Origin of the sequence: Streptomyces sp. NPDC058291, from assembly GCF_042880855.1 — a bacterium.
Taxonomy (GTDB): domain Bacteria; phylum Actinomycetota; class Actinomycetes; order Streptomycetales; family Streptomycetaceae; genus Streptomyces.
Genome location: NZ_JBHVYK010000010.1, coordinates 104,596 through 130,405, shown reverse-complemented (window position 1 = coordinate 130,405; position 25,810 = coordinate 104,596). Strand labels below are relative to the sequence as shown.

Here is a 25,810-nt window from a genome sequence, read left to right as displayed (position 1 = left end):
CGGCGCCCGAGCGGAAGCCCGGCCCGGCACCGGAGCAGAACCTCGCTCCGGAACCCGAGCAGAACCCCGAACCGGCACCGGAGCAGCCCCAGGACCCGGCGCCCGAGCAGACGCAGTCGGAGTCGGAGTCGGAGTCGAAGCGTGAGGTGAGCGACAGCGCGGCTGCTCCTGCAGCGCCCGCTGACGAGCCGTTGCCCGCCGACCGCCGGACGGCCTCCGCCCACGACGCCGTACCCCCCGCCCCCGAGGACCCCGCAGGAGGTAAGCAGTGAACGACGCTCTCGACGTCGCCCTGCGACTCCTCGTCGTCTTCGTCGTCTTCCTCACCCTCCCTCTGATCGTCGGTCAGACCGAGCACAAGGTCATGGCCCATATGCAGGGCCGGCTGGGCCCGATGTACGCGGGCGGTTTCCACGGCTGGGCCCAGCTCGTCGCGGACGGCGTGAAGTTCGCGCAGAAGGAGGACATCGTCCCCGCGGGCGCGGACCGCCGTATCTTCCAGCTCGCGCCGGCCGTCGCCCTCCTCCCGTATCTCCTCGTCCTGCTCGCCATCCCCATCGGCCCCGGCGAGGGCGCCGTCGGCCAGGTCCTCGACGCGGGCATCTTCTTCGTGCTCGCCGTGATGGGCGTCGGCGTGCTCGGCTCCCTCATGGCCGGCTGGGCCAGCGCCAACAAGTTCTCCCTCCTGGGCGGACTGCGCACCGCCGCCCAACTGCTCGCCTACGAGCTGCCGATGCTGCTCACCGCCGCCTCGGTGGCGATGGCGGCCGGCACGGTCTCCCTGCCCGGCATCGTCGACGCCTTCCAGTGGTGGTGGCTGCCCTGGCAGATCGTCGGCGCGATCGTCTTCTTCGTCGCCGGCCTCGCCGAGCTCCAGCGGCCGCCCTTCGACATGCCCGTCGCCGACTCGGAGATCATCTTCGGGGCGTACACCGAGTACACCGGTCTGCGCTTCGCGCTCTTCCTCCTCGCCGAGTACGCCGGAATCGTCGTCCTGTGCGGTCTGACCACCGTCCTCTTCCTGGGCGGCTGGCACGGACCGTGGGGCGCCGACGGCTTCGGCTGGGTGTGGACCCTGCTGAAGGCCGCCGTCCTCGCCTTCGTCGTGATCTGGTTGCGCGTCACCTATCCCCGCCTGCGTGAGGACCAGCTCCAGAAGCTCTCCTGGACTCTCCTCGTCCCCCTCTCCCTCGCCCAGATCGCCCTCACCGGCGTCGTCAAGGTGGTGATCCGGTAACCATGGCCCCCTTTCCTGGCAGTGGCCTCGCCAAGGGCCTGGCCGTCACCCTGCGCACGATGACGCGCAAGACCGTCACCGAGCAGTACCCGGACGCCCAGCCCGAGCTCGCCCCCCGCACCCGTGGCGTGATCGGCCTGTTCGAGGAGAACTGCACGGTGTGCATGCTCTGCGCCCGTGAGTGCCCCGACTGGTGCATCTACATCGACTCGCACAAGGAGACGGTCCCGCCCGCGGCCCCGGGCGGCCGCGAACGCAGCCGCAACGTGCTCGACCGCTTCGCCATCGACTTCGCACTGTGCATGTACTGCGGCATCTGCATCGAGGTCTGTCCTTTCGACGCCCTGTTCTGGTCTCCGGAGTTCGAGTACGCCGAGACCGACATCCACGAGCTCACCCACGAGCGCGACAAGCTCCGCGAGTGGATGTGGACCGTGCCGGCCCCACCGGCTCTCGACCCCGCCGCCGAGGAGCCGAAGGAGGTCGCCGCCGCCCGCAAGACGGCCGAGAAGCTGGCCGCCGCGGCCCGCGCCGAGTCCGCCGAACCCCCGGCCGCCGCGCCCGGTGCCGCGGGAAGCGAAGGGGGAGACGCGTGAGCCTCGCCCAGGCCTCGCAGGGCTTCCTCTCCCCGACCGGCGTTGAGATCGCCTTTCTCCTCGTCGGTCTGGTCACCTTCGGCGCGGCCCTCGTCACCGTGACGACCAGGCAACTGGTGCACGCGGCCCTGTGGCTCGTGGTCGCCCTCGGTGGTCTCGCCGTGGAATACCTCCTTCTCACCGCCGAATTCATCGCGTGGGTGCAGGTCCTCATCTACGTCGGTTCCGTCGTCGTGCTCCTCCTCTTCGGTCTGATGCTCACCAAGGCCCCCATCGGCCGCTCGCCGGACGCGGACTCCGGCAACCGGTGGGTCGCGCTCGCGGTCGCCGTCGCCGCTGCCGCCGCCCTGGTCTGGGTGGTCGTCGACGCCTTCCGAGCCACCTGGATCGACCTGTCCGGCCCGGCCGCCGGCTCGACCGAGGTCACCGGCGCGAGCCTCTTCCAGAACTGGGTCCTCCCCTTCGAGGCCCTCTCCGTGCTTCTCCTCGCGGCCCTGGTCGGCGCGATCGTCCTGTCCCGCAAGGCGAAGACGGAGGCGAGCTCTCCCCCTCTGAACTTCCGAGCCGCTTCCGAGAGTTCCCGTGCCGTCACGGAAAGTGACAAGAACTCCGAGAGGGTCCGGACTTCCGAGGGGCTCCGCTCCGGCCAGGACGGTGGGAACGCCGGGAACGCCCGGGACACCCAGCGTGAGGAGCACGATCAGAGCGCCCGGGGCGACCGAAGCTCCCGCGACGACCGTGAAGGCCCCGCCGAGCAGGAAGGCGCCCTCTGATGCACCTCGCCTATCCCGTCGTCCTCTCGGCCCTCCTCTTCTGCACCGGCCTGTACGGCGTCCTGGCCCGCCGCAACGCGATCCTCATCCTGATGTCGGTCGAGCTGATGCTCAACGCGGTCAATCTGAACCTGGTCGCCTTCGACGTCTGGCTCAGCAAGTCCGCCGAGGAGACCCTGCACTCCGGTCAGGCCCTGACCCTGTTCACCATCGCCATCGCCGCCGCCGAGATCGGCATCGGCCTGGCGATCGTCCTCGCCGTCCACCGCAGTCGCGGCACCGCCGACATCGACCGGCTCCGTGACACCGCCGAGGGCCATGAGAGCCACGAGGGCTCCGCGGCAGACGGCCCCGACACCGACGCCCCCGCGCCCGGAGCGGCCGCCGAGAAGGCTGAGGCCACCGCGTGACCACGACCACCCTCGCCGTCCTCGTCCCCCTCCTTCCGTTCCTGGGCGCGGCCGCCGGACTGCTCCTGGGCCGCACCGCCCCGGGGTTCGTCCGCCCGCTGGCCGTCCTGCCGACCGTGGCCGCCCTCGCCCTGGCCGCCGTCGTCGCCGTCCGCCAGGGCGGAGACGCCTCGATCGACGCGGCCACCGAGCTGACCCCCACCGGCTCGGTCCCGGTCGAACTCGCCCTGCACATCGACGGGTTCGCCGCGTTGGTCGCCGTACTCGTCGGCCTCGTGGCCGCCTGCGTGCAGATCTACTCCACCGGCTACCTGCGCGAGGACCCGCGCTACCCCTCGTACGCCGCGCTCGTCTCCCTCTTCACCTCCGCGATGTTCCTGGTCGTCTACTCCGGCGATCTGATCGTGCTGCTGGTCGGCTGGGAGGTCATGGGCATCTGCTCCTACTTCCTGGTCGGCCACTACTGGGAGACCCCGGAGGCCCGCGCCGCCTCCATCAAGGCCTTCCTGGTCACCAAACTCGGTGACGTCCCCTTCCTCATCGGCCTGTTCGCCCTCGCCACCGACGCCGGGTCCTTCGAGATCACGAAGATCCTCGGCACGGTCGCCCACGGCGGACTCGACCACCCGACCCTCGTCGCCCTGCTGCTGCTCGCGGGCGTGGCAGGCAAGTCCGCGCAGTTCCCGCTGCACACCTGGCTCCCGGACGCGATGGCGGGCCCCACGCCCGTCTCCGCGCTGATCCACGCCGCGACGATGGTCGCCGCCGGCGTCTACTTCATCGCCCGTCTCCTGCCGGTGTTCGAGGCCTCCGCGGCCGCGATGACCGTCCTCGCCGTGATGGCCGCCGTCACGATGGTCGGCTCGGGCCTGGCCGCGCTCGCCCAGGACGACATCAAACGCGTCCTCGCCTACTCGACGATGGGCCAGCTCGGCTACATGACCGGCGCGCTCGCCGTCGGCGACCGTGGCGCCGCCGTCTTCCACCTCCTCTCGCACGGCGCGTTCAAGGCGCTGCTGTTCCTCGCGGCCGGCGTGATCATCCATGCCGCCGGCACCAACTCGCTGGCCGCGATGTCCCGCATGAGCGATCTGCGCGACCGCATCCCCGACGCGTACTGGACGATGACCGTGGCGCTCCTCGCGCTCGCCGCCATCCCGCCGTTCAGCGGCTTCTTCTCCAAGGAGTCCGTCCTCGGCGCGGCCGAGCACGTCACGGCCGGTCACACCGAACACGCTCCGGGCGCCGCGGGCTGGACCGTCCTCCTCGCCGGTGTGCTGACCGCCCTCCTCACCGCCGCCTACGCGGCCCGGCTGTGGCTGCTGGCCTTCCGCGGCCGAGGGGCCGAAGCCCCCGACCACGGCCGCCAGCCCCTGACCATGACCGTGGTGCTGTGGATCCTGGCCGTCCCCTCCCTAGCCCTCGGCGGGTTCGCCTACCGCACCCTCCCCGGCTGGTTCGACGGCGTCGATCTCGCTCCCACCCTCACCACGTCCGTCCTCGGCACCGGAGCGGCACTGATCGGCGCGCTCGTCACCTACGCCGCCTGGCGCCGCCTCACCGGGATCGCCGCCCGCGTCCCGCTGGGCGCGGTCGCCGCCCACCCCGAGGGCGACGCGGCCCAGGTCGAGGCCGAGGCCATCGCGACGCACGCGCCCGCCTACGGAGACGTGGCCTCCGCGCCCGACCCCGCGGACCCCGGACGGCTCCTGCTCGGCCCGCTGCACCGCCACGCGGCGGCCGGCTTCCACCTCGACGCCCTGTACGGGACGTTGTTCGTCCGTCCCGTACAGGCGGCCGCGAGCCTCGTACGGTTCCTCGACCGGGAGGTCGTGGACACCTACGTACGCGGCGCGGGCACGCTGCCCCGCTGGCTGGGGGCCGCCGTGCGGCGCGCCCAGACCGGCAACGTCCAGACCTATGTGAGCGCGCTGCTCGCCGGCACCGTGGTCCTCGCGGTCGCCGCCCTTCTCGTCGCCTCGGGAGCGTGAGCAGGCGTGATCGATATCAACGAGTCCGTGATGCAGGTCCTTCTGGCGTTCATCGTGGTCGGCCCGCTCCTCGGCGCCGTCACCGCTTTCCTGCCCGCGCCTCCCGGGCTGAAGGGGAAGTCTCCGGAGCAGGCCGTGCTGCGGCACGGCGTCACCGTCACCGGCGTGATCCTGCTCGCCGCGATCGTCCTCGCGCTCGGCTTCGACCACGACCACCCGTCGAAGATGCAGGCCACCACGGACATCAGCTGGATCCCCGCGCTGGACGTGCGCATCCACCTCGGCATCGACGGCATCTCCCTCCCCCTGCTGGTCCTGACCGCGCTCCTGACCTTCCTGTGCGCGCTCTACTCCTACTTCAAGCAGCCCGAGGGGCCGTCCCCCAAGGCCTTCGTCGCGCTCGTCCTCGTTCTCGAGTCCGGCACGCTGGCGACCTTCGCCGTCCTCGACCTGCTGCTGTTCTTCCTCGCCTTCGAGACGGTTCTCATCCCGATGTACTTCCTCATCGCCCGCTGGGGCGGTGAGGGCCGGACCCGCGCGGCCTGGAAGTTCATCCTCTTCACCCTGCTCGGATCCGTGGTCATGCTGCTCGGCCTGCTCCTGATCGGAATCAAGGCGGGCACCTTCGACATGGTGGCACTCGCCACTGACAACGGCCGATCCCTGAGCACATCCGTGCAGGTCATCGCGGTCCTGGCGATCGGGATCGGACTCGCGGTCAAGACCCCGATGTGGCCCCTGCACAGCTGGCTCCCCGACGCCCACACCGCCGCCCCGACCGTCGGATCGGTCCTGCTGGCCGGGGTGCTGCTGAAGATGGGCACGTACGGGTTCGTCCGGATCCTGCTTCCGGTCGCACCCGACGGCTTCCGGATCTTCGCCCCGTATCTCGCCGCCTTCGCCGTCGTCGGGATCATCTACGGTTCCCTGGCCTGCCTCGCCCTCGCCAAGCGGGGCGCGAAGGGCGACCTCAAACGCCTGATCGCCTACTCCTCCGTCGGCCACATGGGCTTCGTCCTCCTCGGCATCGCGACGATGACCCCGACCGGCGTGAACGGCGCGCTGTTCGCCAACATCGCCCACGGCCTCATCACCGGCCTCCTCTTCTTCCTGGTCGGAGCCCTCAAGGACCGCACCGGCACGACCGACCTGGACACCCTCGCCGAACGGACCGGCGCCGCGCTGTACGGCAGGACACCCCGGCTCGGCGGCCTCCTCGCCTTCGCCGCCGTCGCCTCGCTCGGCCTGCCGGGCCTCGCCGGCTTCTGGGGCGAGATGCTGGCGCTGTTCGGGGCCTTCGACCCGGCGAGCGACCTCAGCCGTCCCGCCTTCCTCGCCTTCACCGCGATCGCCGCGTTCGGCACGCTGCTCACGGCCGCCTACCTGCTCGCCGTGGTCCGCCGTGTCTGCATGGGCACGGTCGCGCGGGACGCGCCCCGCCTGGCCGACGTGCAGACCTACGAGTTCGCGGCCTGGACCCCGCTCGTCGCCCTCACCGTCGTCGCCGGCCTGTGGCCCAAGGTCCTCCTCGGCCTGACCGACCCGGCCGTGCAGCAGCTCCTCGCAGGAGGCACCCGATGAGCTCCCTGGCCCAGTCCCCGGTGCGGCCCCTGGCCGAGTCGGCGGTCCAGTCCGTCGACTGGCAGGCCATCGCGCCGCCCACCCTCGCCGCCGTCGTGGCCCTCGTCGTCCTCGTCGCCGACCTCTTCCTCGGCGACGCGCGCAAGCCGCTCCTCGGCTGGCTCTCCGTCGCGGGCCTCGCGGCCTCCGGGGCCCTCCTCGTGCCCCTCCTGGACGGCGACCGCTCCACCTTCTGCCTGGCCGGCGAACCGAGCGCGTGCAGCTACACCGTCGATCGCTTCACCCTCGTCATCCAGTTCCTGGTGCTCGCAGGAGCGCTGCTGGCGGCCCTGCTGTCGGTCACCGCCCTGAAAGACGCGCGCGGGCGGCTCCCCGAAGGGGAGTTCTGGTTCCTGCTGCTGTCCTCCGCCGCCGGCGCCGCCCTGCTTCCCGCCTCCCGCGACCTCGCCACGCTCGTCGTCGCCCTGGAGGTCGCCTCGCTGCCCGCGTTCGCCCTCGTCGGCATCCGGCACGGCGACCGCCGATCCTCCGAAGCGGCCCTGAAGTTCTTCCTGTCGTCCGTCACCGCGACCACCGTCACCCTCCTGGGCATCAGCTTCGTGTACGCGACGACCGGCACCCTCTACCTCACCCAGGTCGCCGACCGCATCCAGCACGTCGACGGCCAACTGCACACCCTGGCCCAGACCGGCGTGGTCCTGACGCTCATCGGCTTCGCCTTCAAGACGGCCGCCGTCCCCTTCCACTTCTGGGTGCCCGACACCTACGTCGGGGCCCCGCTGCCCATCGCCGCGTACCTGTCGGTCGTCGGCAAGGCGGTCGGCTTCTCCGGCCTCATCCTCGTCACCGTCGTCGCCTTCCCCTCGTACGCCGACGTCTGGGGCCCCGCGCTGGCCGCGCTGGCCGCCCTCACCATGACCGTCGGCAACGTCGGCGCCCTCCGCCAGCAGACCACGCGCGCGTACAGCGCCGTACGCCTCCTCGCCTGGTCCTCCGTCGGCCAGGCCGGCTACCTCCTCGTACCGATCGCCGCCGCCGCGTACTCCGACGACGCCCAGCACGCCGTCGGCTCCACCGTCGCCTACGCCCTCATGTACGCCGCCGTGAACCTCGGCGCCTTCGCGGTGGCCGCCCTCGTGGGCCGCACCAGCGCCGCGAACCGGATCACGGACTACCGGGGCCTGTATGCGCGCAACCCCCTGGCGGCACTGCTGCTGGCGTTCTTCCTGCTCTGCCTCGCCGGACTGCCACCGGGCGTCATCGGCCTCTTCGCGAAGGTCACCGTCTTCTCGGCGGCCGTCGAAGCCGGCCTCGGCTGGCTCGCCGTCGTCATGGCCGTCAACGTCGTGATCGCCCTGTACTACTACCTCCAGTGGACGGCCCTGCTCTTCAGGACACCCGAGGGCCAGGCCGGGAAGCACGCCGTCCCCGCCCCCCTGACGGCCGCGATCGCCCTCGCCGCGGCCCTCGGCATCGCTCTCTCGGGAGCCCCCCAGCTGGTCCTGCGCTTCGCCGACACCGGCCTCTTCTGAGGCCGCACGCGCGCGTACGCCGCCGCCCTCCCCCGGACGGCTTACAGCCCTGCCCGTGGGCACAAGGGAACTAGTGCCTCCCGCCTGGCGTTGACCAGTGCGGGAGGGTGCACTGGGTGTGACATCACGGCACCAGTGCCACCGGAGACCAGTAAGACCGCAAGCAAAGGGTTCCCCTGCTGCACGACTTGGAGGGCGTACCGTGCACCGCCGGCACAACGGGCTCAGGACCGCAGTACTCCTCGGGGGGCTGTCGGCACTCATCATCGGCATCGGCAGTTTCTTCGGCCGTGCGGGGCTCGTCATCGCGGTCCTGATCGCGCTCGGCACCAACGCGTACGCGTACTGGAACAGCGACAAGCTGGCGCTACGCGCGATGCGCGCCCGCCCGGTGAGCGAGTTCGAGGCCCCCGCCCTGTACCGGATGGTCCGAGATCTCTCCACCCAGGCCCGCCAGCCCATGCCCCGCCTGTACATCTCGCCGACGGAGGCGCCCAACGCCTTCGCCACCGGCCGCAACCCGCGCAACGCCGCCGTGTGCTGCACGGAGGGGATTCTGCGCCTCCTCGACGAGCGCGAACTGCGCGGAGTCATCGGCCACGAGCTCAGTCACGTCTACAACCGGGACATCCTCATCTCCTCGGTCGCCGGCGCACTGGCTTCCGTGATCATGTTTCTGGTCAACTTCGCCTGGCTGATCCCGATCGGCCGCTCCGACGACGACGACGGCCCCGGCATCCTCGGCATGTTGCTGATCATGATTCTGGGCCCCCTCGCCGCGAGTCTCATCCAGCTCGCCATCAGCCGCTCGCGGGAATACGAGGCCGACGCCTCCGGCGCCCAGCTCACCGGTGACCCGCTCGCCCTCGCGAGCGCCCTGCGCAAGCTGGAGACGGGCACCAAACAGCTTCCGCTGCCTCCGGAACCCCGCATCGAGACGGCGAGCCACATGATGATCGCGAACCCCTTCCGCCCTGGTCAGGGACTCTCCAAGATGTTCTCGACACATCCGCCGATGGCGGACCGCATCGCCCGGCTCGAGAAAATGGCAGGTCACCCCCAGTGAAGACCATCCTGAACGTCCTCTGGCTGATCCTGAGCGGCTTCTGGCTGTTCCTCGGCTACGTGCTCGCCGGCGCGCTGCTCTGCGTCACCATCATCGGCATCCCGTTCGGCGTCGCCGCCTTTCGTATCGGGATCTACGCTCTCTGGCCCTTCGGCTACACGACGGTCGAGCGTCGGGACGCCGGCGCGCCGTCCTGCCTCGGCAACGTGCTCTGGCTGGTGCTGGCCGGCTGGTGGCTGGCCATCGGCCATATCGTCACGGGCTTCCTGCTCTGCGTCACCATCATCGGCATTCCGTTCGGCATCGCGAACTTCAAGCTGATCCCGGTTTCGCTGTTCCCGCTGGGCCGCGAAATCGTGCGCACGGACCAGCCGTTCGCCGCCCGCTGACGCCTGCCGGCACGGCCGCGGCGGCGGCCGTCAGCGGGCGGCCATGGCGACCGGCCGGGCCATGCCGACTGTCAGCCAGCCGGCATCCGGCAGACTGGTTTGTCCACAACCGCGGGGTTGTCCACAGGCCGGGCCGGTCGGCAGTTGCGGCAAGCATCATGAACGCATGACCGAGAACGTGCAGTTGCCGGCACAGGTGCCGGTCGAGGCGGCCACCACCCGCCCGTGGGGTCGGCCCAGCCTCCCCGAGCCCCACCGGGTTCGCACCACGTACGCCTGCCCGGATCGCCGCTCCCCCCCCCAGGCGGGCGTCCCGCCCTTCGAACCGACTCCGTGGACCGGGTTCCGCATACGCACGGCGACAGATCGCCTCACGACGGCGTGAACGCGCGACGGCGTGGTCAGGCCCCCGCAGCCCTGCCCTGCCCTGCCCTGCCGTTGCCGTGGCCGCTGCCCCTGCCGCCTGAATTACGGCTTCGTCCGTGGTGTGCCGGTCGACCGCCGTCGCACTCCGTACGTGACGACGCCCACCGCGAGCACTCCCGCCCCCGCCACCACCGAAGCCGTCGGCAGCGCGAAGGCCAGGACCAGACAGCCCAGAAGTCCCAGCGCGGGCAGCGCCCGCTTCGAGGGTTCCGAATCGAGCGTCCAGGCAGATGCGTTGGCCACCGCGTAGTACGCCAGCACACCGAAGGAGGAGAAACCGATCGCACCCCGGACGTCCACCGTGGCGGCCAGGATCGCGACCACCGCGCCCACGGCGATCTCGGCCCGGTGCGGTACCAGGAAGCGCGGATGAACGGCCGACAGGGCGCCGGGAAGGTGCCGGTCCCTCGCCATCGCCAGCGTGGTGCGGGAGACGCCCAGGACGAGGGCGAGCAAAGAGCCCAGCGCGGCCACGGCGGCCCCGGCGCGCACCACCGGCACCAGCCCGGGCGCCCCCGCAGCCCGGACCGCGTCGGCCAGTGGCGCGCTCGCCCGCCCGAGTGCCATCGGCCCAGCCACGCAGAGGACGGCCACCGCCACACCCGCGTACACGGCCAGCGTGACGCCCAGGGCCCAGGGGATCGCGCGGGGGATGGTGCGCTCCGGGTCCCGCACCTCCTCGCCCAGGGTCGCGATGCGCGCGTACCCGGCGAACGCGAAGAAGAGCAGACCGGCCGCCTGCAACACCCCGCCGAACCCCTCGGAGGCGCCGACCTCCAGCCGTCCGGCATCGGACGCCCCCGACCCCAGGCACACCACCACCACGGAAGCGAGGACCGCCAGAACCACTGTCACGATCGCCCGGGTCAGCCAGGCCGACCTCTGTATGCCGCCGTAGTTCACCGCGGTCAGCGCCACCACGGCCGCCACCGCGACCGCGTGCGTCTGTCCCGGCCAGACGTACGCCCCGACCGTCAGCGCCATCGCCGCACAGGAGGCCGTCTTCCCGACCACGAACGACCAGCCGGCGAGATACCCCCAGAACGCCCCGAGCCGCTCGCGTCCGTACACGTACGCGCCGCCGGACGCCGGATACCGCACGGCGAGGCGTGCCGACGACATGGCGTTGCAGTAGGCGACCAGCGCGGCGATCGCGAGCCCGATCAACAGACCGGAACCCGCTGCGTGCGCGGCGGGAGCGAGAGCGGCGAAGACGCCGGCGCCGATCATCGAGCCGAGCCCGAGGACCACGGCGTCTCCGACGCCGAGCGCCCGCCGTAGCTCGGGGGCCGGTCCAGGCTTTGTCATGCGCCGCACCCTACTGATCGGGAGAACCGGCCGGCGCCGTCGGGATGCTCTCCCTCGGGGACGAGCGCAGCCGGCCCGACCGTCCGAGCCGGATCAGCAAGCGAGCGGTCAGGTGATCGGCGTCGCAGGGGTGGGCGCCCGGTCGGCGCCCACCCGGCGGACTACCGGTAGTTCACGAACTGCAGGGCGAAGTCGAAGTCCTGGCCCTTGAGCAGTGCGATGACGGTCTGCAGGTCGTCGCGGCTCTTGGAGCTGACGCGCAGTTCCTCGCCCTGGACCTGGGCCTTCACGCCCTTGGGGCCCTCGTCGCGGATGAGCTTCGCGACCTTCTTCGCGTTGTCCTGGGAGATGCCCTCCTTGATCTCCGCGAAGAGCTTGTACTCCTTGCCGGAGAGCTGGGGCTCGCCCGCGTCCAGCGCCTTCAGCGAGATCCCGCGCTTGATGAGCTTGGACTGGAAGACGTCGAGGACGGCGTTCACCCGGTCCTCGGAGTTCGCCTCCATCAGGATCTTTTCACCGGACCACGAGATCGAGGCGCCCACGCCCTTGAAGTCGTAGCGCTGCGAGATCTCCTTGGCGGCCTGGTTGAGGGCGTTGTCGACCTCCTGCCGCTCGACCTTCGAGACGATGTCGAAACTGGAGTCGGCCATGTCCTGTGGCTCCTTGTATCAGAGTGCGTATCGGGTGCGAATCGGCGCACGAGGGGTGACCGCCGAGCCCGGCGTGATCCCGGGCCGCATCCGGACAAGCCTAGCCACCCCGCTCCCTCCGGGCGGCGAGGAATCAGGTGGCGAAGCACCCCTGCGCATCAGGTATCGTTTACGTCGTTGCCAGGGAGCACCGCCGAAAAGCGGTGCGAATGGGCAGCGACCCCGGCGGTGTGCCCGAGCGGCCAAAGGGAGCAGACTGTAAATCTGCCGGCTCAGCCTTCCCAGGTTCGAATCCTGGCGCCGCCACGCTGAGAACGAAGGGCCCGTGACCTGCTAACACAGCAGGTCACGGGCCCTTCGTCATGCACCCTGACGGGCAGCGAACTGTCTCACGCCGTCTCGCGTTCGAACGCCTTATCTCGATGTGTGTGGACGGGGCGTGGACGGGATTTCCGGCAGGTCACCCGCGTTGCTCCAGCCGTGCGGAGATCTTGGCATTGGCTGCATCGTCACCGTCCTTGAGGAACTTTGCGTACACCCGGAAGAGCACGGCCACGCTGTGGCCAGCGCGCTCCGCAACGAGCTGCGGTTCCACCCCAGAGCTGAGCCAGGTGGACACGGCGGCGTGGCGAAGATCATATGGGCGCTTTGCCAACGCCGATTCGAACTCCGACGATGTGAGCGCGCGGGAACGGGCCACGGCCCAGACCTCGCCGTAGCCCGTGTCCTGGACCAGTCCGCCGCGCATGGTCTGGAAAACCCGCCCGTCCGGAGCAGTGCCGTACGCGGTGATGTGCCAGCGGAGCAGCGCGACCAACTCAGGCGGGATCGGAACGTGCCGGACCGCCTTCCGCGGGCGGTGCTTCAGCCCTCGCCGGTCGTGCGCTTCCCCGCTGTCCGTCCATGCCGCGCCCGACCGCGGGCGCGTCTCTCGGAGCCGAATCATGCCCCACCCTCGGCGCGGTAGGTCGCAGTCCTTGAGCAGCAGCCCGATGACTTCCGCCGGCCGGGCCGCGGCGTAGTACATGCAGCCGAAGAACGCCACGAGACGACGACCGCGCGGACTCTGGTCCCGTACGGAGGCCAGGAGCTTGACCGCTTGTTCGGGGTTCGGCGCGCAGGCAGGGTCTACCTCTTCCACTACCTGCTCCGGGGCCTTCCACTTGATGCGGGTGAGCGGGTTATCGGTGAGAAGTTCGGCCTCCACCGCGTACTCAAGAGAGTTGTAGAAGATCGCGCGCTTACGGCTGATCGTGCCCGGAGCGGCTGTTTTGCCATCCAGTTTCTTGGACAGAGCGCGGAGACTGGCCCGCACGAGAACCAGGTCGGAGAGCGCGGACGTGGGAAGCGACTTGCGCTCGAACCAGTCCAGCACCTTGGCTACGTCGGCGGGGGGTGCCTCGTCCCAACGCTTCTTGTTGAACGCCCAGCCGTAGAGCGCCGGCCGGACGACCCTGGCGTCCGGCATCCCCTTGCTGTCCTTCACGAACGCCGGAGTCACCGTTGCCATGGCTTCGGCGAGAGTGCGGCGCGTCGACGCGGGGGAGTCATCCCACTTCATCTCGATGTAGTTCCGGGCGTGCTCGTACCAGGAGATGTCCCGTTCCTTCACGACCAAGGATTTGGGCAATCCGCTGTCGACGTCGAAGGGTTCGCCCTCGCGGGCTGCGATGATGAGCTGGGCCCGGCGACTCTCCGCCAGGCCCAAGGTGAGAAACGACTCCGAGTGCGGTCGCAGGCCTACCTTCCATCGGAGTTGGTAGGGCTTCCGGTAATCGCGCTTCCGGATGGCCCAGATCTTGACGGTGTAGCTCCACTCGGTCACGCAGCGTCCAATTCGTTCATGAAGGCGTCCAGGACGCTGCGGCGCACGCGCACGCGACCGGTCGGAGTCAGCTTTGCTTCGGGACCGAGTCCGCGGTTGCGCCAGCGGTACCAAGTGGCGCGGGTGATGTTGAGTTCAGTGAGCACTTCGCTGAGCGGCAGCCATTCGTCTACGGGGGAGCGGCGGCGACGGGCAGGGGTGGCCATCCCGAAGATCTCCTCAAGGCAGAAGGCGGGGGCTCTTGGCCCCCTTCTGGAAAGTCCGCTACCTGCGCTACCTCCGCTTCCTTGCAGGTCAGAGGCCTGCTGGTGGTAGCGGGTGGGGGTAGCGGTAGCGGATGGCGTAGCGCGGGGTAGCGGGCCGCGGGGGTGCGGCCCGCTACCGGGTTCGTGCTGGTCAGACCCTGTTTTCGGTGTCCGGTAGCGGAAGTAGCGGACTTTCCGGGGGCGGGGGGCAGTAGCGCTGCCATGCGTCGTGCAGATCAGTGGCGTAGTAGCCCTTGAGGACGCTGCCGCCGGTCTTAATGTTGCGGGAGGCTACGGGGTCGCCCTCGGTGGTGACGTACTCGGAGAGCATCCGGGAGAGCCGTCGAGAGTCGAGGGGCTTGCCGCCCATGTCGGCCCATGGGGCGTCGTCGAGGGCGTTGAGCCGGTCGAGGATTGCCACGGTGGGCAGGCGGTCGATACCGATCAGCACGTGATCACGCAGATCGGTGAGCAAACGGATTCCGATGCTGCCTTTGTCGTTGACCTGCGATGCCTTGACCATCGTCGTACAGGCCTTCCGTGCGCGGTCGGGCCAGTCCCCGCCGGCCGCGTCGGCAATGGCGATGAGCGGTTCCCACACGTCCGCGGGCCGGTCGGTGACCCCTTCGGGCAACTCGGGGAAGGAGTCGGTGACCTGCTCCTGAACCGCTTCCGCCCACTTGGCAAGCCGGTCACGGATGTCGTTGCCTTCGCGGACGTGGATGCGGGTGCGGAACTGCTCCACGCGCTCGTTCCGGGCGCGGCGGCGCATGCGGATGATGACGGAGCGGGTCATGATCGTGTCGGGCAGGTAGCCGAGTCCCGCGACGGCGACGGCGCAGAACGAGGGGAAGCCCTGTACCTGCTGGTTGGCTCCGTCTCCGACGCATCGGTACATCGGCCGGCCGCGGGTGTGGCCGGCGTTGATGAACCCCCGGAGCTGTTCGTTCTCGCCTGCCTTGGGTCCGAAGATCGTGTCGATCTCGTCGAAGAGGATCGTGGGTCGTCCGCCGTCGACTCCGGACACGGACCGGAAGAGGGCGGCGGCGGATGCGTCCACGGCCGCCATGGCGCGCGGCACGAGGGTTTCGACGACTTCCAGCGCCCGTGACTTCCCCGATCCGGGTTCTGGGGAGAGGAAGGCGAGTCGGGGGGTGGAGTCGAATGCGTCGAGCAGGTGGGCGTGCGCGTCCCACAGGGTGACGGCGACGTAGGCGTGCTCGGTGGGGAAGATGTTGAAGCGACGGTGGAAGGCTTCCACCTCGTCGAGCAGCGCGGCCCCGTCGATGATCTCGGTCATGCGGCGGCCCTCCTTTCGGGAACGGTCGCGGGAGCTCCCGCGCAGACGGCTTGATGGTCGGCGTACTCGGCAGCGAGCGCGGCCACCTTGGGGACGCCCGTGGCGGTGCGGGTCTGCCCGCAGACGCAGGCGTAGGCGGCGTTCGGGGTGTCGCCGGGGCGTTTGGACCAGCGGGCCCCGTCCTTGTGATGCCGGTAGAGCGGTGGGGCGTAGATGCGGATGCCGGGCCGCTCCGGGGTCGGGTCGGGCGTGTTGTGGCGGGCCTGGTCGCTGCGGAACTTCTCAGGACGAACAGCAGCAGGGACGCCCTGACGGGCGACGACCCTCGGGGCGCCCACGGCCGGCGTGTCCACAGGCTGTGGAGCGACCGACGCCCTGCCGTGGCTGGTGAGGCTCTTAGTAGGTGGGGGGCTGCTCATGTCGCCCTCCCACCAGGGGTGTTGTGGGCGATGGACCAGTCCAGACCCCGTGTGATGACGTCGTCGTAGTAGCGCTGCGATTCGGTGGCGTTGCCCGATGCCGCCCTACTAAGAGCCTCCTCAACCTCCCCGCGGTCGAGGTCGCCGGACGTGATCAGCCGCCCGAGTGCGCGGGCGGCCCGCAGCAGGACCGCGTTGCGGGTGCCGTCCGCGGCCGTGGCCACGTTGGCGACCTCCCCGCGCAGGGCTGCCGCGGCGTACCCGCTTGCGCGGGTCGTGACGGCGACCGTGTGGCCCTGTGCGGGCCGTGGGCGGGGCTTCAGCGCCTCGTACAGCCAGTCCGGCAGAACAACCGGCGGACGGTCATCTAGGACCTCGTACGAGCCATCCGGGGTGGTGCTGCCGGCGCCGACGACGTAGCCACCCCATCCGCGAGTGTCGATCTTCCTCGCTAGGCGTCCAGCCGTGGAGTGCAACCGCACCCCGGGGGGTTGGGTGAAGTACAGGTGTTCTCCACCGCGCGCGGTCCGCACCCGGTAGGTGGCAGGTGTTTGCTGTCGGGCGCGCTCGCAGAGCGCTGCAAAGGAAGTGGCGCCGTCAGGCGTTCCTTTCGGCTCTTCAGGCTTGAGCGTGTCCAGGTCGACGACGAGCAGCCCGGAGGGGCCGGTGGCGATGCCGACGTTGTAGGACTGCTGCGTCCACGCGGCAACGAGCAGGTCCCGGTTTGTGGTGGCGCGCTGCTCGGGCGTCTTGTGCCCGTCGGTGCAGCGGCCGATCGCGGGGCAGTACTTCTGTGCGTGGCCGGCCGGGCGTTTGTCCTGCCGGCGGAGCGGGATGACGTGCCAGTCCCGCCGGGCGGCTTCCAGCGCCCACGCCAGCAGACTGTGCTGGTCGTGCTCGGAGGGGCTGGTCATGCTGCGCTCCGCTCGGTCAGGAGCATCTGGCGATCGGTGGGGATGGCGTGGATGACGCGCTCGCGCCATTTCAGGGCGTAGTCGATGCAGTTGGCGCAGTTCTTGTGTGTGTGGCCGGGCAGCGGGGGCCGGTGGCGGGCGTGGGAGCTCCAGGCGGCGGAGTCGGCGGAGGTGAGCAGGTGGCCAACGCGTTCGAGACCGAGGATTTTGAAGCCGAAGCCGTGGAGCTTGAAGCCGTGGGCGGCCATGGCGGTGACGATGGCGGCGCCCTGGCGGGTGGACTGCAACCGGCACACCGACCCGAGCCCGACGACGGGTTCGGCCCGCAGGTCGACACCCGCCCTCTCGTACAGCTCCACACACCGCTCGTAGGCGGGGATGGTGTCCCCTTGGAGGACGGGAGCGATGCGCAGGTCCGGGGCCAGCGAGCGCAGTTCGAGGAAGTTGGCCACGGTGCGCTGCTGGTGCTCTTCCACGCTGAGGTGGGTGCCGACGAAGTACTGCCCGCCGAACCAACCGCCGTCGATGATGGCCTTCTCGCACATCCAGTCCTGCGGGGCGGCCCAGTCGTAGGGACCGACGTGCTCCCAGATGCGGCGCAGGTCAGTGACGTACTTGCGGGGCGGGCGAGTCCAGGTGCCCTTGTCCTTGAGCTCCATGAAGCCGCCGGAGTCGACGGCATAGGGGCCGCGGGCAACATCCCACTTGACGGCGCGGTCCCAGTGCTCCGATTTGAGGAACAGTGGCACGTCGGTGAGGCGCAGCCAGTGCCGTTTGTGGGTGGTCAGGTAGAACCGCATCCCGCCCGTGACGGGAGCTCCCGCCGCGGCATCGGCGGCGGCCGGCGGTAAGGCTCGCCGGATGTTGGTGGGTTGAGTCATGCTGGGTGTCTCCAGTCCTGTTGAGGGTGCTGGTGAGGAGGGCGGCCCCGCGTTCTTGGCGGAAGGGGGGTCGCCCTTTTGCCTGCACGCCCGAGAAATGGGGCGGCAGGGTGTCAGTGGGGGTGGCTAGGGTCGCGGCATGACGACGACCGTTGATCTTGTGCCGGGTTGGGTGACGACGCGCGATGTGATCGCTGCGACCTTCGGCTGTGGCACGTTCCAGGGCATCGAGCCGGCCGACGCTGCGGGCAAGGTGTTCGTGTACTCCGACCCGTCCGCGGGCGAGGAATACGGCTACACCTTCGATGGTCGCGCCGAGGACGACGAGTTCGGGCCGCTGTACCTGTACACGGGCGCCGGCGCCAACGGTGACCAGAAGCCTTCCGGCCGCAACGGCTCCCTGCTCAGCCACGCCGAGAAGGGCCGTGAGCTGCATCTGTTCGTGGCGCACGGCCGGCTGCCGGGCAGTGGCGCGATGCGCCAGCGCTACATCGGTCAGATGGTGTTGGACCCGGTGAAGCCGTACGACGTTCGCCGCGGGCCGGGCAAGGATGGCGCGATGCGCGATGTTCTGGTGTTCCGGCTCCGGCCGGCTGAGGGGACGACGCCGGCGTGGACGGAGGCGGACCGGATGCCGGCCGCCGCGCAGACGGCGTTCGAGATCGTCGATCCCGCGGTGACGGTTGCGCAGCCGGTGGTGCTGCCGGAGCAGAGCGGCGCGAAGGTCAAGAAGACCGAGCAGCACAGCACCACGGAGACGATGGCGGACATTCCTGCCGGGCAGCGCAAGGTGCTGCGCCGTGAGGGCGAGTTGGTGAAGGCGTTCATTGCGCATCTGGCCGCGGCGGGCCACGAGACCCACAGCTTCCAGATCACCATCAAGGGCGAGCCGGGGGCGCTGACTCCCGACCTGTACGACGCGACGGATCACGCGCTGTATGAGGCGAAGGGGCAGACGACGCGGGCCAATGTGCGGATGGCGATCGGGCAGTTGGCTGACTACCGCCGGCACATCCCGGGCCGCAAGGACCTGCTTCGTGTGGTTGTTCTGCTGCCTAGCGAGCCCACCGAGGACGTGAAGGATCTCCTGGGCGAGGAGTACGTGGAGTTGGTCTGGCAGACCGAGGACGGCGGTTTCGCCGGCTGGCCGCTCGCCTACAACCAGCCGTAGCCAGTAGGGGCGGGACGCGCGTGCTGCTAGCCGTGGAAGTGGCTGCGCTTGATCACGGCTTTGCGGATGTTGACCGTGGTCCTGCCCCCGCTGGTGTGTCGTGTGCTGCCGAGGATCTGTACGGCGATCCATCCGCCGAAGATGACCACGGCGAGCGTGATGAGTTGGCTGATGAACGCGGTCAGGGCTGCGATGAACGTGGTGAGCAGGACCAGTCCGCCGCACACCGCCGCGAACCCGACGCCCCCGAGCGCGACGTTCACTGCCGTGCGGGAGACGGCCGGCCGCGCGTCGGCGGGGGCCGGGGTGGGTGCGGGGGTGAGGGTGTAGCCGGTGACGACACGGCCGTCGGGCAACACGATGCTCTGCACGGCCGGCGTCGGGCCCGGCTGGACGGAAACGAAGGGCGCGACGGTCGGGTGGACGGCGAGCGGCTGCGGCTGGTGCACCTCGAGGGCCGCCGGCGGGTGGATGTGCGTCATGGAACGTGCCTCCCGGGATGGGCCGCCGGCCCGCGCCAGGGTGGCGCGGGCCCGCAGGGTTCGGGTGTCAGACGTGGGTGTCAGGGAGTGTCAGGCTGGGGTGTCACGGGTTTCTGACAGCGGGTTTGCCTAAGGGTTTGGGTGTCAGGGGGCCGTGACGGTGTCAGGTGTCAGGCGGCCGTCAGGACGGGGACGATGCGCCACCGACCGGTGGTGTTCGTGGCCTCCAACCGGCCCTCCATGGCGGCTTCCTTCAACCGCTCGGAGACCCACGGGCGCGAGAGGTGGTGGCGGTCGCACCAGTCCATGAAGTCCTTCGGCCCGACGACCATCTGCCCGGCCGCCTCGAAATCGGCGAGCGCATCGGCGAAGAGCCGGCGGGCCTCCTCCGGGGACGGCTTGCGCCCCTGCTCCCGTCCGAAGATCGGTGCGTCGTCGCCCTCCTCGGCATCGGGGAGTTCGGCGTCGGGGTCGATGCCGGCGTCCTCGGGGTCGACCAGCAGCCCACCGCCGTACTCGCTCATGTCGTCCCCTTCATGGACGGCCCGCAGCGCGGCCGGCTGCGCGGTCGGAGTGTCGGTCGGGCGGCCGGTGTAGGCCTGCCCGGCCACGCTGCCGGCGGCGCCGGCGGTGATCGGGTCGGCGGTTGCGCCGTTGTGCTGCGCCCATGCGGCGAGCTGCTGCATGACGGGGACGGCGCGCAGGGTGAAGCGGCGGGTGCGGCCCGGGGAGGGGTAGCGGTCCTCGGGGATGCCCGGGGAGACGGTGTAGCAGTAGCCAGGGCGCCGGTTGCCCCACGCCCCGGGGTGGGCGCCGGCGTCCAACACCGTGTCGGGGAGGCAGAACCCTTCGTCGCGCGGGTCGCAACCGAGAGCGATCACGGACGGCAGCGATGCCCGCGTGCTGGTGGACATCTGGTCATAGGACGGGCGCTGAAGCGACACGATCAGCGAGATACCCGCCGACCGGGCCTCCTGCGCGATCCCGGTGAACGCATCGTCCCCGAGAGCGCGCAGGGTGTTGGCGGCCTCCTCGAACCACGCGACCAGGAACGGCATCCCCGCGCAGCCGCACGCCCGCCCGGGCTGGCAGGAGTGGGCGGGGTCGTTCTGCTGCTGCGCCGCTGCCGGGACCCATTGGCGGTAGCCGTGGGCACCGAGCCAGCGGGTGCGGGCGGGGATGACGGCCTTGACCGCCTCCACCATGACCTCGGTGTCGGTACCCCCCTCGGCTGCCCAGTCCAGGCCTGGGCGGAGCGGGGCGAAGTCCTGGAAGGCCTTCGGGTCGGAGAACCACACGATCACGTCCCGCCGCGAGAGAACCTCGGTCAGCAGGTTCAGCGCGGCGTCGCCCTTGCCGGAGCCGGTGCCGCCGGCGACCAGGACGTGGGTGGAGTTGCGCTCCGCGTCGGGGTCGCCGGGCAGCCAGAGGACGAGCGGGGCGCCGTCGTCGTAGCGGCCGATGACCAGCGGTTCGGCGATCGAACCCCCGAGGTTCGACGGCCCCTCCCACTCCACTACCTCGGCCAGCATGTCCTCGGGGACGATGACCAGCTCGCCGCGGCGGGAGGATCCGGCGTCCGGGGTGTAGCGGACGGCGGACGTCGGCAGGTCCAGCGCGGACGCAATCCGGGCCAGTGCCTTGGTGACGTCGTCGTTGGTCTGCTCGCCAGCGACCACGGCGAGCGGCGCGGTGACCCGGTTCGGCTCCACCTTCGCGGCGCCGATCTGTGCCCGGGCCAGCCCCACCTTCTCCAGCAGCCCACCGTCAGAGCTCCCGGTGGCGGCGCCTTCGGGGTTGTGGCGCAGCATCATCCGCACGTTCCACGACAGCGCCACGACCGGCCCGCCCATGAGGAACATGTCGTCGATGGCGCCTGCGGTGGGGCCGGCGAGGCAGGCGGCGGTGACCCATGCGGATCCGGCGGCGACGGTGACGGCGGAGTGCAGTCGGCGCTGCTGGCTGGTCGACTTCCCCGCCCACCACGTCGCCCCTGTGAGGGCGACGGATGCGAGGGTGAGGCCGACGCCGGCACCGGCGCTGGACTCCCAGCGCCAGTTCCCCAGCGCGCCGGCCATACCGGTGCCGGCGAGGCAGATCCACGGGGGCAGGTGGGGCTTGGCCCGGTGCAGCAGATATGCCCCCACGCCCCCTCCCGACGATCCCTGCATGTCGGGGAAGGCGTAGGCCATGGGGTGCCCGTCAGTGCCGTTGCGGCGGTTGTTCCTGGTCATGCGGCTACCCCTCTCTTACTGCTGGTGCCAGTTCATGACCGGCTGCTGCGGCTTGCGGGCACGGTGACGGACGCGGTTGATCTCTTCCTCGAACTCCTGCTGAAACGTCGAGTAGCAGGCGGCGGCGTTCTTCGCGGCATCGCGCAGGGCGTCGGCAGAGCGCTGCATCTTGCGTGCCACCTTCGCGGCCCGGACACGGGATCCGAAGGTGCGCCCTTGGGGGTCGGGGACCGCGGCCAGTACGCCCTTCATGATTTCGGCGCCCATGGCCACCTCGATCGAGAGCGTCACGGCGGCGGCGCGCAGGGTGTTGCAGTACTGCCGCACCTGCGCCGGCGACCCGAACTCAGGAGAGGGCAGCAGCGATTCGGAGTGCGGCCGGCTGCCTCCGCCTTGGCGGGCGGTCTGCCGGTTGTTGTTGACGGTGACGTTGATCGGCGGGGCGAACGAGCTGCCCAGCGCGCCGACGAACCCGCCGGCGGCGGCGCCGGCGTTGGCGAACTTGTTGCCCTTACCGTCGTTGGTGCTGCGCGGCCGGCTGGTGGTCTGCGCCCGCCGGTGGGCGGAAGCCTGGTCTGCCATGGGGCGATCTCCCTTGTGGTCAGTGCGAGCGGCGGACGATGAGCCACGTGGTCTGGGCGGTGAGCCACATCAGCAGCCAGACCAGTTCCAGCGGGCCGGCGAGCGGCCCGAAGCCGGCCGCGAGCGCGGCCCAGGCGGCGGTGAGGGTGGCGAGCAGGGCCAGGCCGGCGCGCCACAGGACGACCGCGCCGCGGCCGGGCCGGCGGATCTGCATGACCGCCAGCCACGCCAGCGGGGCCGCGGCGAGCGGGGCGAGGATGAGGGACGACCACCAGGCCATGACGTGCAGCAGGCCGGTGACGGCGAACGCGAGCAGGGCGAGCGCGGTCGGGGCGAGCGCGCGACGGCCCTTCCACAGCGCGCGGCCCAGGAATCCGAGTGCCTCGCGGGTCAGCGAGGGCGCTTCGGGAATGACGATCACGAACGGCTGCGCGCCGCGGCGGCCACGCTGACGCGGGATCGAGACGGTGTGGACGCCGGCAGCCCTCTTCGGGCCGCGGGCACGGGTACGACTGGACACAGCAAGACTCCTTGGTCGGAGAGTGGATGAGGGGTGCTGTGCAGGTGAGTCAGGCCGCGGCGGCCTGGTCGTCGGGGTAGGCGCACGGCACGCACATGCCGAGGGAGACGGGGATGACGTATCCGGCATCCCGGCCGCACTCCGGGCAGGTGCGACGGGCCGTGTTCGCCTTGTCCAGCGCGGCCTGCTTGGCCGGCGTCATGGGGCGTACAGGCTTCGCTGCGTCTTCGCGGTAGAGGTAGGCGACCAGCGGGCCGCGCCGCGAGCGGGGCCGCTCGATCTGCGCGACCACGTCCTGACCACCCGGGCGCAGCCCCTTCGCGCGCAGCTGACGGCGGGTAGCCAAACCGTCCGGCGCCAGACGCCACGGGTAGACCGGTAAGGAGGCCATCACCGGTTCCCGATGGCGAGTTCGGCGCTGCCCTCACCGGGGTCGCGGTACTCGGCATAGCGGGCGGACACCCAGCCCACCGACCAGCCGCACAGGTCCGCCGCGCGCCGCACCGACACGCCATCGGAGACCGCCGCGGCGACGATCCGCCGGGCATGGTCCTCGGGCAGCTTGGTGTTCACAGGCGGACCATCCAGCAGCGCGGCGTGCTCACGGCGAGCAGTCTCCGCACGCTCCCGGGCCTCCCGCGCTACTCGCTCGGCTGCCTCGCGTTCAGCGTGTTCACGCTCCCGCTCGCGCTGTTCACGCTCGCGTTCACGGCGTTCACGCTCCATCCGTTCGGCAGCCTCGCGGGCGGCTTGCTCCTCGCGCTCCTCCCGCCGCCGGCGCTCCTCCCGCTCCGCCGCTTCCGCAGCAAGGCGGGCTTCGTGTTCACGCTGTTCACGCGCCAGCGTCGCGGCGTGCTCGCGCTCCTCGCGCGCCTCCCGCCGGGCAGCCTCCGCACGTTCACGGGCGGCCTGCTGGGCTGCTTCGCGTTCGGCTCGCTGGCGTGCCTCCAGTGCGGTGATGGCGGCGGTGATGGCGCGGCGGTAGGCGAGTCCGGTTTCCGCGGTGACGATCAGCAGCAGCGGCGCCACGGAGTGGACCGCTACTCCGACCAGGTCATTCTTCAACGCGGAGTCGGCGGTATTGAGTGCCAGGGTCATGGTGCCGGTCATCCACCGCAGGGCGATCGGCCACCGTCCGCCGTGCCCACCGAGGCGGGCGAGGACGGAGTCGAGTCGGACCACGATGACCACCGCGGCGTCCACGACGAGCGGCAGGATCGGCGCCGTCCACCCCCACTTGGCCGGGGTGTGGGCGGACATCAGGGGGGTGACGGTGAGGATCGAATACAGCATCGCGCCGCACACGATCAGCCACGTCCCCACGCTCAGCGCGCGCTCCGCTGAACGGATCTGAACACCGTTCACGCGGCAGCCTCCTGCCGGGAGTCGACCCAGGTGGAGGCGAGCAGCCACACGGGCGAGGCAGGGTCGGCAGGGTCCGTGCTGAACTCCGTCCACTCCCACTCAGCCGCCGGCGCCTGAACGAACCCCAGCGCCATGAGCGCCTGCGCCCGCTCCGTGAACGTCGGCACCCGCTCACCGGGACCGAAGCTGAACTCCGGCCACGGCTCGAGCGAGCCGCGCACCACTACGAACAACCGCCAGCCACCCTGGCTCGCGGACAGTTGGGCTCGGAGCTCCTGCGCCATCACGCCACCGCACTCGACACGGCGCGGTTGGCGAGCACGGCCCGTTCGGACAGTACCCGGCGCCGGCCGCGACGGGCGCGCCGCTCGTCCAGCTCGGTGGGCGCCTGGTCCAGCAGCGCGATCTGCACGTCCAGCGCCTCGACGTCTGCGAGGATCCGCGGCATCTCAGCCTCGATCGCATCCAGCTCGGAGTCGGTGGGCTCCATGAAGTCGGCGAACGCGGTAACAGCGTCCTGAACAGTCACGATGTACGTCATTGGGTCGTGTTCCTCTCAGCGTGGAACGGCCCGATGCGGCTCCCGGGGGGCCACCCGGGAGCCGCTTGCCGTTGGAGTCGGTTCCGGCTCCCCGCGCTCCCGCCCGTACGTCCTCACGCAGAGCGCGAAACGGACGGGCGGGAGAGGCAGCCGGCCGCAGCGTCAGCGCCGCGAACCAGAACAGACCGAACTGTTGACGGCGCCGCTGGCCGGTCCGTACCGGCGGCGCCTGGATATGGCGTCGGTTCACACCGACCTCCCGCGTTCGCAGGGACATTGGGCGCGACTTCATGCCGCGCGGTTCGTCTTTTCGACTCGGGGAGACGGGGCCCACTTGTTCAGTTGTCAATCAACGGCCGCTTCCTTCGTACTCACCCCCAATGAGAGTGGGGGCTTTCCTCTGTGCGATGCAGTACCTGTTTTACAGGTACTGCATAGGGCTCCGTCAAGTACAGCGACGCAATCTCTTCGTCTCGCGCCGGAACGTCTTGACGTATCTTCAGAATCGCTGCAGGTCAGGGGAGTTGGTCACCCCGCTCATGGACAGCTCTGGGACTTCTAGCTACGGTCAAGAAGTCCCTAGACGTCCCACCGGGGGTGCAGATGTCGAACGAGCGCTTACGAACCGCTCTCCTCACCCGTGGCATGACCGTGCAGAGCCTCGCTGAGGCGGTTGAGGTGAGCCCCAAGACGGTCGAACGCTGGATTACCCAGGGCAAGGTGCCGTACCTGCGTCACCAGTACGCGACGGCGGCGGCCCTCAAGGTCGACGTGACCATGCTGTGGGAGGACGGACGGACCGTCGAGAGTGCGGCCGACCTCACCAAAGCCGAGATAGCGACGGTCTACCCGCACCGCCACACAGTGCCTACTGGCCTCTGGCGAGAGCTGTACGGACGGGCTGAGCGCAACCTGGACGTCCTCGTGTACTCGGGGCTCTTCCTGTCCGAGGACCCGGTCTTCCATGACCTCGTGAGGGCGAAGGTGGAAGCGGGGGCACGGGTGCGCATCCTGCTCGGAGACCCGGGATGTGCGGCCGTCCGGCAGCGCGGCATTGACGAGGGGCACCACATCATGGACGGCAAGATCCGCAACGCGCTCGTGCTGTACCGGCCTCTCATGCGGAGTCACCCAGACGTCGGTTTCCGGCTGCACGATTCGACGCTGTACAACTCGATCTACCGGGCCGATGACGAGATGCTCGTCAACCCGCACGTCTACGGCATCGGCGCCTACATGGCGCCCGTACTGCACCTGCGACGACTCCCCGGCGGAAGCCTCTTCGACACGTACGCGAACAGCATCGATCACACATGGGAGAACGCACGGCTGGTCACTGACCAGGACGTCAAGACCATCACGGGAGCCTGAC

At 70.2% G+C, this 25,810-nt stretch carries 27 protein-coding genes and 1 tRNA gene; 12 read left to right on the top strand and 16 right to left on the bottom strand.

Translation table 11 applies throughout. The annotated features are described in order from the left end of the window. Positions 1–268: 268 nt before the first annotated feature. The 9 genes from ACFVYK_RS07900 to ACFVYK_RS07860 all read left to right on the top strand — a co-directional run bounded on the left by ACFVYK_RS07900 (position 269) and on the right by ACFVYK_RS07860 (position 9,575). The gene (locus tag ACFVYK_RS07900; protein WP_389769914.1) at positions 269–1,237 is read left to right on the top strand and encodes an NADH-quinone oxidoreductase subunit H; all 969 of its coding nucleotides are present in this window, start codon (positions 269–271) and stop codon (positions 1,235–1,237) included. Between the two features lie 2 nt (positions 1,238–1,239). After that, the gene (locus ACFVYK_RS07895; protein ID WP_389769911.1) at positions 1,240–1,833 is read left to right on the top strand and encodes a NuoI/complex I 23 kDa subunit family protein; all 594 of its coding nucleotides are present in this window, start codon (positions 1,240–1,242) and stop codon (positions 1,831–1,833) included. Next, positions 1,830–2,606, top strand: a complete 777-nt coding sequence (locus tag ACFVYK_RS07890) for an NADH-quinone oxidoreductase subunit J (protein WP_389769909.1) — start codon at positions 1,830–1,832, stop codon at positions 2,604–2,606. Before ACFVYK_RS07895 ends, ACFVYK_RS07890 begins: the two co-directional genes overlap by 4 nt. Further along, positions 2,606–3,016 (top strand): NADH-quinone oxidoreductase subunit NuoK, encoded by a 411-nt coding sequence (gene nuoK / locus ACFVYK_RS07885; protein WP_389769907.1) that lies wholly within the window; start codon positions 2,606–2,608, stop codon positions 3,014–3,016. Before ACFVYK_RS07890 ends, nuoK begins: the two co-directional genes overlap by 1 nt. After that, a complete protein-coding gene (locus ACFVYK_RS07880; protein ID WP_389769904.1) occupies positions 3,013–5,007 on the top strand; it encodes an NADH-quinone oxidoreductase subunit L in 1,995 nt (664 codons plus the stop codon). The genes nuoK and ACFVYK_RS07880 overlap by 4 nt, the downstream gene beginning before the upstream one ends. Before the next feature lie 6 nt (positions 5,008–5,013). Then, a complete protein-coding gene (locus ACFVYK_RS07875; protein WP_389769901.1) occupies positions 5,014–6,588 on the top strand; it encodes an NADH-quinone oxidoreductase subunit M in 1,575 nt (524 codons plus the stop codon). Beyond that, on the top strand, positions 6,585–8,120 hold the full coding sequence (locus ACFVYK_RS07870; RefSeq protein WP_389769898.1) for an NADH-quinone oxidoreductase subunit N: 1,536 nt from the start codon (positions 6,585–6,587) through the stop codon (positions 8,118–8,120). The genes ACFVYK_RS07875 and ACFVYK_RS07870 overlap by 4 nt, the downstream gene beginning before the upstream one ends. Before the next feature lie 202 nt (positions 8,121–8,322). Continuing rightward, complete coding sequence (gene htpX, locus ACFVYK_RS07865) at positions 8,323–9,186, top strand: zinc metalloprotease HtpX (RefSeq protein WP_389769895.1); 864 nt, start codon at positions 8,323–8,325, stop codon at positions 9,184–9,186. Beyond that, entirely contained in the window at positions 9,183–9,575 is a 393-nt protein-coding gene (locus ACFVYK_RS07860) for a YccF domain-containing protein (protein WP_389769892.1), read from the top strand. The genes htpX and ACFVYK_RS07860 overlap by 4 nt, the downstream gene beginning before the upstream one ends. A 468-nt stretch (positions 9,576–10,043) precedes the next feature. Here the strand turns inward: ACFVYK_RS07860 and ACFVYK_RS07855 are convergent, their stop codons facing one another. Together ACFVYK_RS07855 and ACFVYK_RS07850 are read right to left on the bottom strand one after the other, a co-directional pair. After that, entirely contained in the window at positions 10,044–11,309 is a 1,266-nt protein-coding gene (locus ACFVYK_RS07855; RefSeq protein WP_389769889.1) for an APC family permease, read from the bottom strand. Positions 11,310–11,470: 161 nt separating this feature from the next. After that, positions 11,471–11,959, bottom strand: coding sequence for a YajQ family cyclic di-GMP-binding protein (locus tag ACFVYK_RS07850; RefSeq protein ID WP_069770430.1), 489 nt, complete (start codon positions 11,957–11,959; stop codon positions 11,471–11,473). A gap of 224 nt (positions 11,960–12,183) precedes the next feature. Here ACFVYK_RS07850 and ACFVYK_RS07845 point away from each other — a divergent pair. Then, positions 12,184–12,265, top strand: a tRNA-Tyr gene (locus tag ACFVYK_RS07845). 154 nt (positions 12,266–12,419) lie between these two features. On the opposite strand, the gene ACFVYK_RS07840 is transcribed toward ACFVYK_RS07845, so the two are convergent. From ACFVYK_RS07840 to ACFVYK_RS07815, 6 genes are all read right to left on the bottom strand, one after another. Continuing rightward, positions 12,420–13,784 (bottom strand): tyrosine-type recombinase/integrase, encoded by a 1,365-nt coding sequence (locus tag ACFVYK_RS07840; RefSeq protein WP_389769885.1) that lies wholly within the window; start codon positions 13,782–13,784, stop codon positions 12,420–12,422. Continuing rightward, positions 13,781–13,990 (bottom strand): helix-turn-helix domain-containing protein, encoded by a 210-nt coding sequence (locus ACFVYK_RS07835; protein WP_334480405.1) that lies wholly within the window; start codon positions 13,988–13,990, stop codon positions 13,781–13,783. The genes ACFVYK_RS07840 and ACFVYK_RS07835 overlap by 4 nt, the downstream gene beginning before the upstream one ends. Positions 13,991–14,180: 190 nt before the next feature. Then, the gene (locus tag ACFVYK_RS07830) at positions 14,181–15,329 is read right to left on the bottom strand and encodes a DUF3631 domain-containing protein (RefSeq protein ID WP_389769882.1); all 1,149 of its coding nucleotides are present in this window, start codon (positions 15,327–15,329) and stop codon (positions 14,181–14,183) included. Continuing rightward, the gene (locus ACFVYK_RS07825) at positions 15,326–15,667 is read right to left on the bottom strand and encodes a hypothetical protein (protein WP_389769880.1); all 342 of its coding nucleotides are present in this window, start codon (positions 15,665–15,667) and stop codon (positions 15,326–15,328) included. The genes ACFVYK_RS07830 and ACFVYK_RS07825 overlap by 4 nt, the downstream gene beginning before the upstream one ends. Before the next feature lie 77 nt (positions 15,668–15,744). Then, on the bottom strand, positions 15,745–16,662 hold the full coding sequence (locus ACFVYK_RS07820) for a bifunctional DNA primase/polymerase (RefSeq protein WP_389769877.1): 918 nt from the start codon (positions 16,660–16,662) through the stop codon (positions 15,745–15,747). Beyond that, positions 16,659–17,543 carry a hypothetical protein gene (locus ACFVYK_RS07815; RefSeq protein ID WP_389769875.1) on the bottom strand — a complete coding sequence of 295 codons (885 nt, stop codon included), beginning with the start codon at positions 17,541–17,543 and terminating at the stop codon, positions 16,659–16,661. The genes ACFVYK_RS07820 and ACFVYK_RS07815 overlap by 4 nt, the downstream gene beginning before the upstream one ends. A 139-nt stretch (positions 17,544–17,682) precedes the next feature. On the opposite strand from ACFVYK_RS07815, the gene ACFVYK_RS07810 reads away from it, so the two are divergent. Then, complete coding sequence (locus ACFVYK_RS07810; protein ID WP_389769872.1) at positions 17,683–18,714, top strand: hypothetical protein; 1,032 nt, start codon at positions 17,683–17,685, stop codon at positions 18,712–18,714. A 26-nt stretch (positions 18,715–18,740) separates the two neighbouring features. Here the strand turns inward: ACFVYK_RS07810 and ACFVYK_RS07805 are convergent, their stop codons facing one another. The 8 genes from ACFVYK_RS07805 to ACFVYK_RS07770 all read right to left on the bottom strand — a co-directional run bounded on the left by ACFVYK_RS07805 (position 18,741) and on the right by ACFVYK_RS07770 (position 24,438). Then, positions 18,741–19,196: a hypothetical protein gene (locus ACFVYK_RS07805; RefSeq protein ID WP_389769870.1), complete on the bottom strand. Its 456-nt coding sequence runs from the start codon at positions 19,194–19,196 to the stop codon at positions 18,741–18,743. 170 nt (positions 19,197–19,366) lie between these two features. After that, complete coding sequence (gene traB / locus ACFVYK_RS07800) at positions 19,367–21,430, bottom strand: plasmid transfer protein TraB (protein ID WP_389769868.1); 2,064 nt, start codon at positions 21,428–21,430, stop codon at positions 19,367–19,369. 15 nt (positions 21,431–21,445) lie between these two features. Then, positions 21,446–22,012 (bottom strand): plasmid transfer protein TraA, encoded by a 567-nt coding sequence (traA, locus tag ACFVYK_RS07795; RefSeq protein ID WP_389769866.1) that lies wholly within the window; start codon positions 22,010–22,012, stop codon positions 21,446–21,448. Positions 22,013–22,031: 19 nt separating this feature from the next. Beyond that, positions 22,032–22,532 (bottom strand): hypothetical protein, encoded by a 501-nt coding sequence (locus ACFVYK_RS07790; protein ID WP_389769863.1) that lies wholly within the window; start codon positions 22,530–22,532, stop codon positions 22,032–22,034. Between the two features lie 49 nt (positions 22,533–22,581). Continuing rightward, positions 22,582–22,923: an RRQRL motif-containing zinc-binding protein gene (locus ACFVYK_RS07785; protein ID WP_389769861.1), complete on the bottom strand. Its 342-nt coding sequence runs from the start codon at positions 22,921–22,923 to the stop codon at positions 22,582–22,584. Further along, the gene (locus ACFVYK_RS07780; RefSeq protein ID WP_389769859.1) at positions 22,923–23,897 is read right to left on the bottom strand and encodes a DUF2637 domain-containing protein; all 975 of its coding nucleotides are present in this window, start codon (positions 23,895–23,897) and stop codon (positions 22,923–22,925) included. The genes ACFVYK_RS07785 and ACFVYK_RS07780 overlap by 1 nt, the downstream gene beginning before the upstream one ends. Then, complete coding sequence (locus ACFVYK_RS07775) at positions 23,894–24,181, bottom strand: DUF6303 family protein (RefSeq protein ID WP_389769857.1); 288 nt, start codon at positions 24,179–24,181, stop codon at positions 23,894–23,896. The genes ACFVYK_RS07780 and ACFVYK_RS07775 overlap by 4 nt, the downstream gene beginning before the upstream one ends. Further along, positions 24,181–24,438 (bottom strand): DUF6284 family protein, encoded by a 258-nt coding sequence (locus ACFVYK_RS07770; RefSeq protein ID WP_389769854.1) that lies wholly within the window; start codon positions 24,436–24,438, stop codon positions 24,181–24,183. The genes ACFVYK_RS07775 and ACFVYK_RS07770 overlap by 1 nt, the downstream gene beginning before the upstream one ends. A gap of 645 nt (positions 24,439–25,083) precedes the next feature. Between ACFVYK_RS07770 and ACFVYK_RS07765 the strand changes: the two genes are divergently transcribed. Further along, positions 25,084–25,809 (top strand): XRE family transcriptional regulator, encoded by a 726-nt coding sequence (locus ACFVYK_RS07765; RefSeq protein WP_389769852.1) that lies wholly within the window; start codon positions 25,084–25,086, stop codon positions 25,807–25,809. The last annotated feature ends 1 nt before the right edge of the window (position 25,810 follow it).

Excerpts from the sequence above, each read along its gene's own strand:
- ACFVYK_RS07895 (WP_389769911.1), top strand. The coding sequence starts at position 1,240 with ATGGCCCCCTTTCCTGGCAGTGGCCTCGCCAAGGGCCTGGCCGTCACC.
- nuoK (WP_389769907.1), top strand. The coding sequence starts at position 2,606 with ATGCACCTCGCCTATCCCGTCGTCCTCTCGGCCCTCCTCTTCTGCACC.
- ACFVYK_RS07870 (WP_389769898.1), top strand. The coding sequence starts at position 6,585 with ATGAGCTCCCTGGCCCAGTCCCCGGTGCGGCCCCTGGCCGAGTCGGCG.
- ACFVYK_RS07855 (WP_389769889.1), bottom strand. The coding sequence starts at position 11,309 with ATGACAAAGCCTGGACCGGCCCCCGAGCTACGGCGGGCGCTCGGCGTC.
- ACFVYK_RS07850 (WP_069770430.1), bottom strand. The coding sequence starts at position 11,959 with ATGGCCGACTCCAGTTTCGACATCGTCTCGAAGGTCGAGCGGCAGGAG.
- ACFVYK_RS07835 (WP_334480405.1), bottom strand. The coding sequence starts at position 13,990 with ATGGCCACCCCTGCCCGTCGCCGCCGCTCCCCCGTAGACGAATGGCTG.
- ACFVYK_RS07830 (WP_389769882.1), bottom strand. The coding sequence starts at position 15,329 with ATGACCGAGATCATCGACGGGGCCGCGCTGCTCGACGAGGTGGAAGCC.
- ACFVYK_RS07820 (WP_389769877.1), bottom strand. The coding sequence starts at position 16,662 with ATGACCAGCCCCTCCGAGCACGACCAGCACAGTCTGCTGGCGTGGGCG.
- ACFVYK_RS07815 (WP_389769875.1), bottom strand. The coding sequence starts at position 17,543 with ATGACTCAACCCACCAACATCCGGCGAGCCTTACCGCCGGCCGCCGCC.
- ACFVYK_RS07810 (WP_389769872.1), top strand. The coding sequence starts at position 17,683 with ATGACGACGACCGTTGATCTTGTGCCGGGTTGGGTGACGACGCGCGAT.
- ACFVYK_RS07805 (WP_389769870.1), bottom strand. The coding sequence starts at position 19,196 with ATGACGCACATCCACCCGCCGGCGGCCCTCGAGGTGCACCAGCCGCAG.
- traB (WP_389769868.1), bottom strand. The coding sequence starts at position 21,430 with ATGACCAGGAACAACCGCCGCAACGGCACTGACGGGCACCCCATGGCC.
- traA (WP_389769866.1), bottom strand. The coding sequence starts at position 22,012 with ATGGCAGACCAGGCTTCCGCCCACCGGCGGGCGCAGACCACCAGCCGG.
- ACFVYK_RS07785 (WP_389769861.1), bottom strand. The coding sequence starts at position 22,923 with ATGGCCTCCTTACCGGTCTACCCGTGGCGTCTGGCGCCGGACGGTTTG.
- ACFVYK_RS07775 (WP_389769857.1), bottom strand. The coding sequence starts at position 24,181 with ATGGCGCAGGAGCTCCGAGCCCAACTGTCCGCGAGCCAGGGTGGCTGG.
- ACFVYK_RS07770 (WP_389769854.1), bottom strand. The coding sequence starts at position 24,438 with ATGACGTACATCGTGACTGTTCAGGACGCTGTTACCGCGTTCGCCGAC.
- ACFVYK_RS07765 (WP_389769852.1), top strand. The coding sequence starts at position 25,084 with ATGACCGTGCAGAGCCTCGCTGAGGCGGTTGAGGTGAGCCCCAAGACG.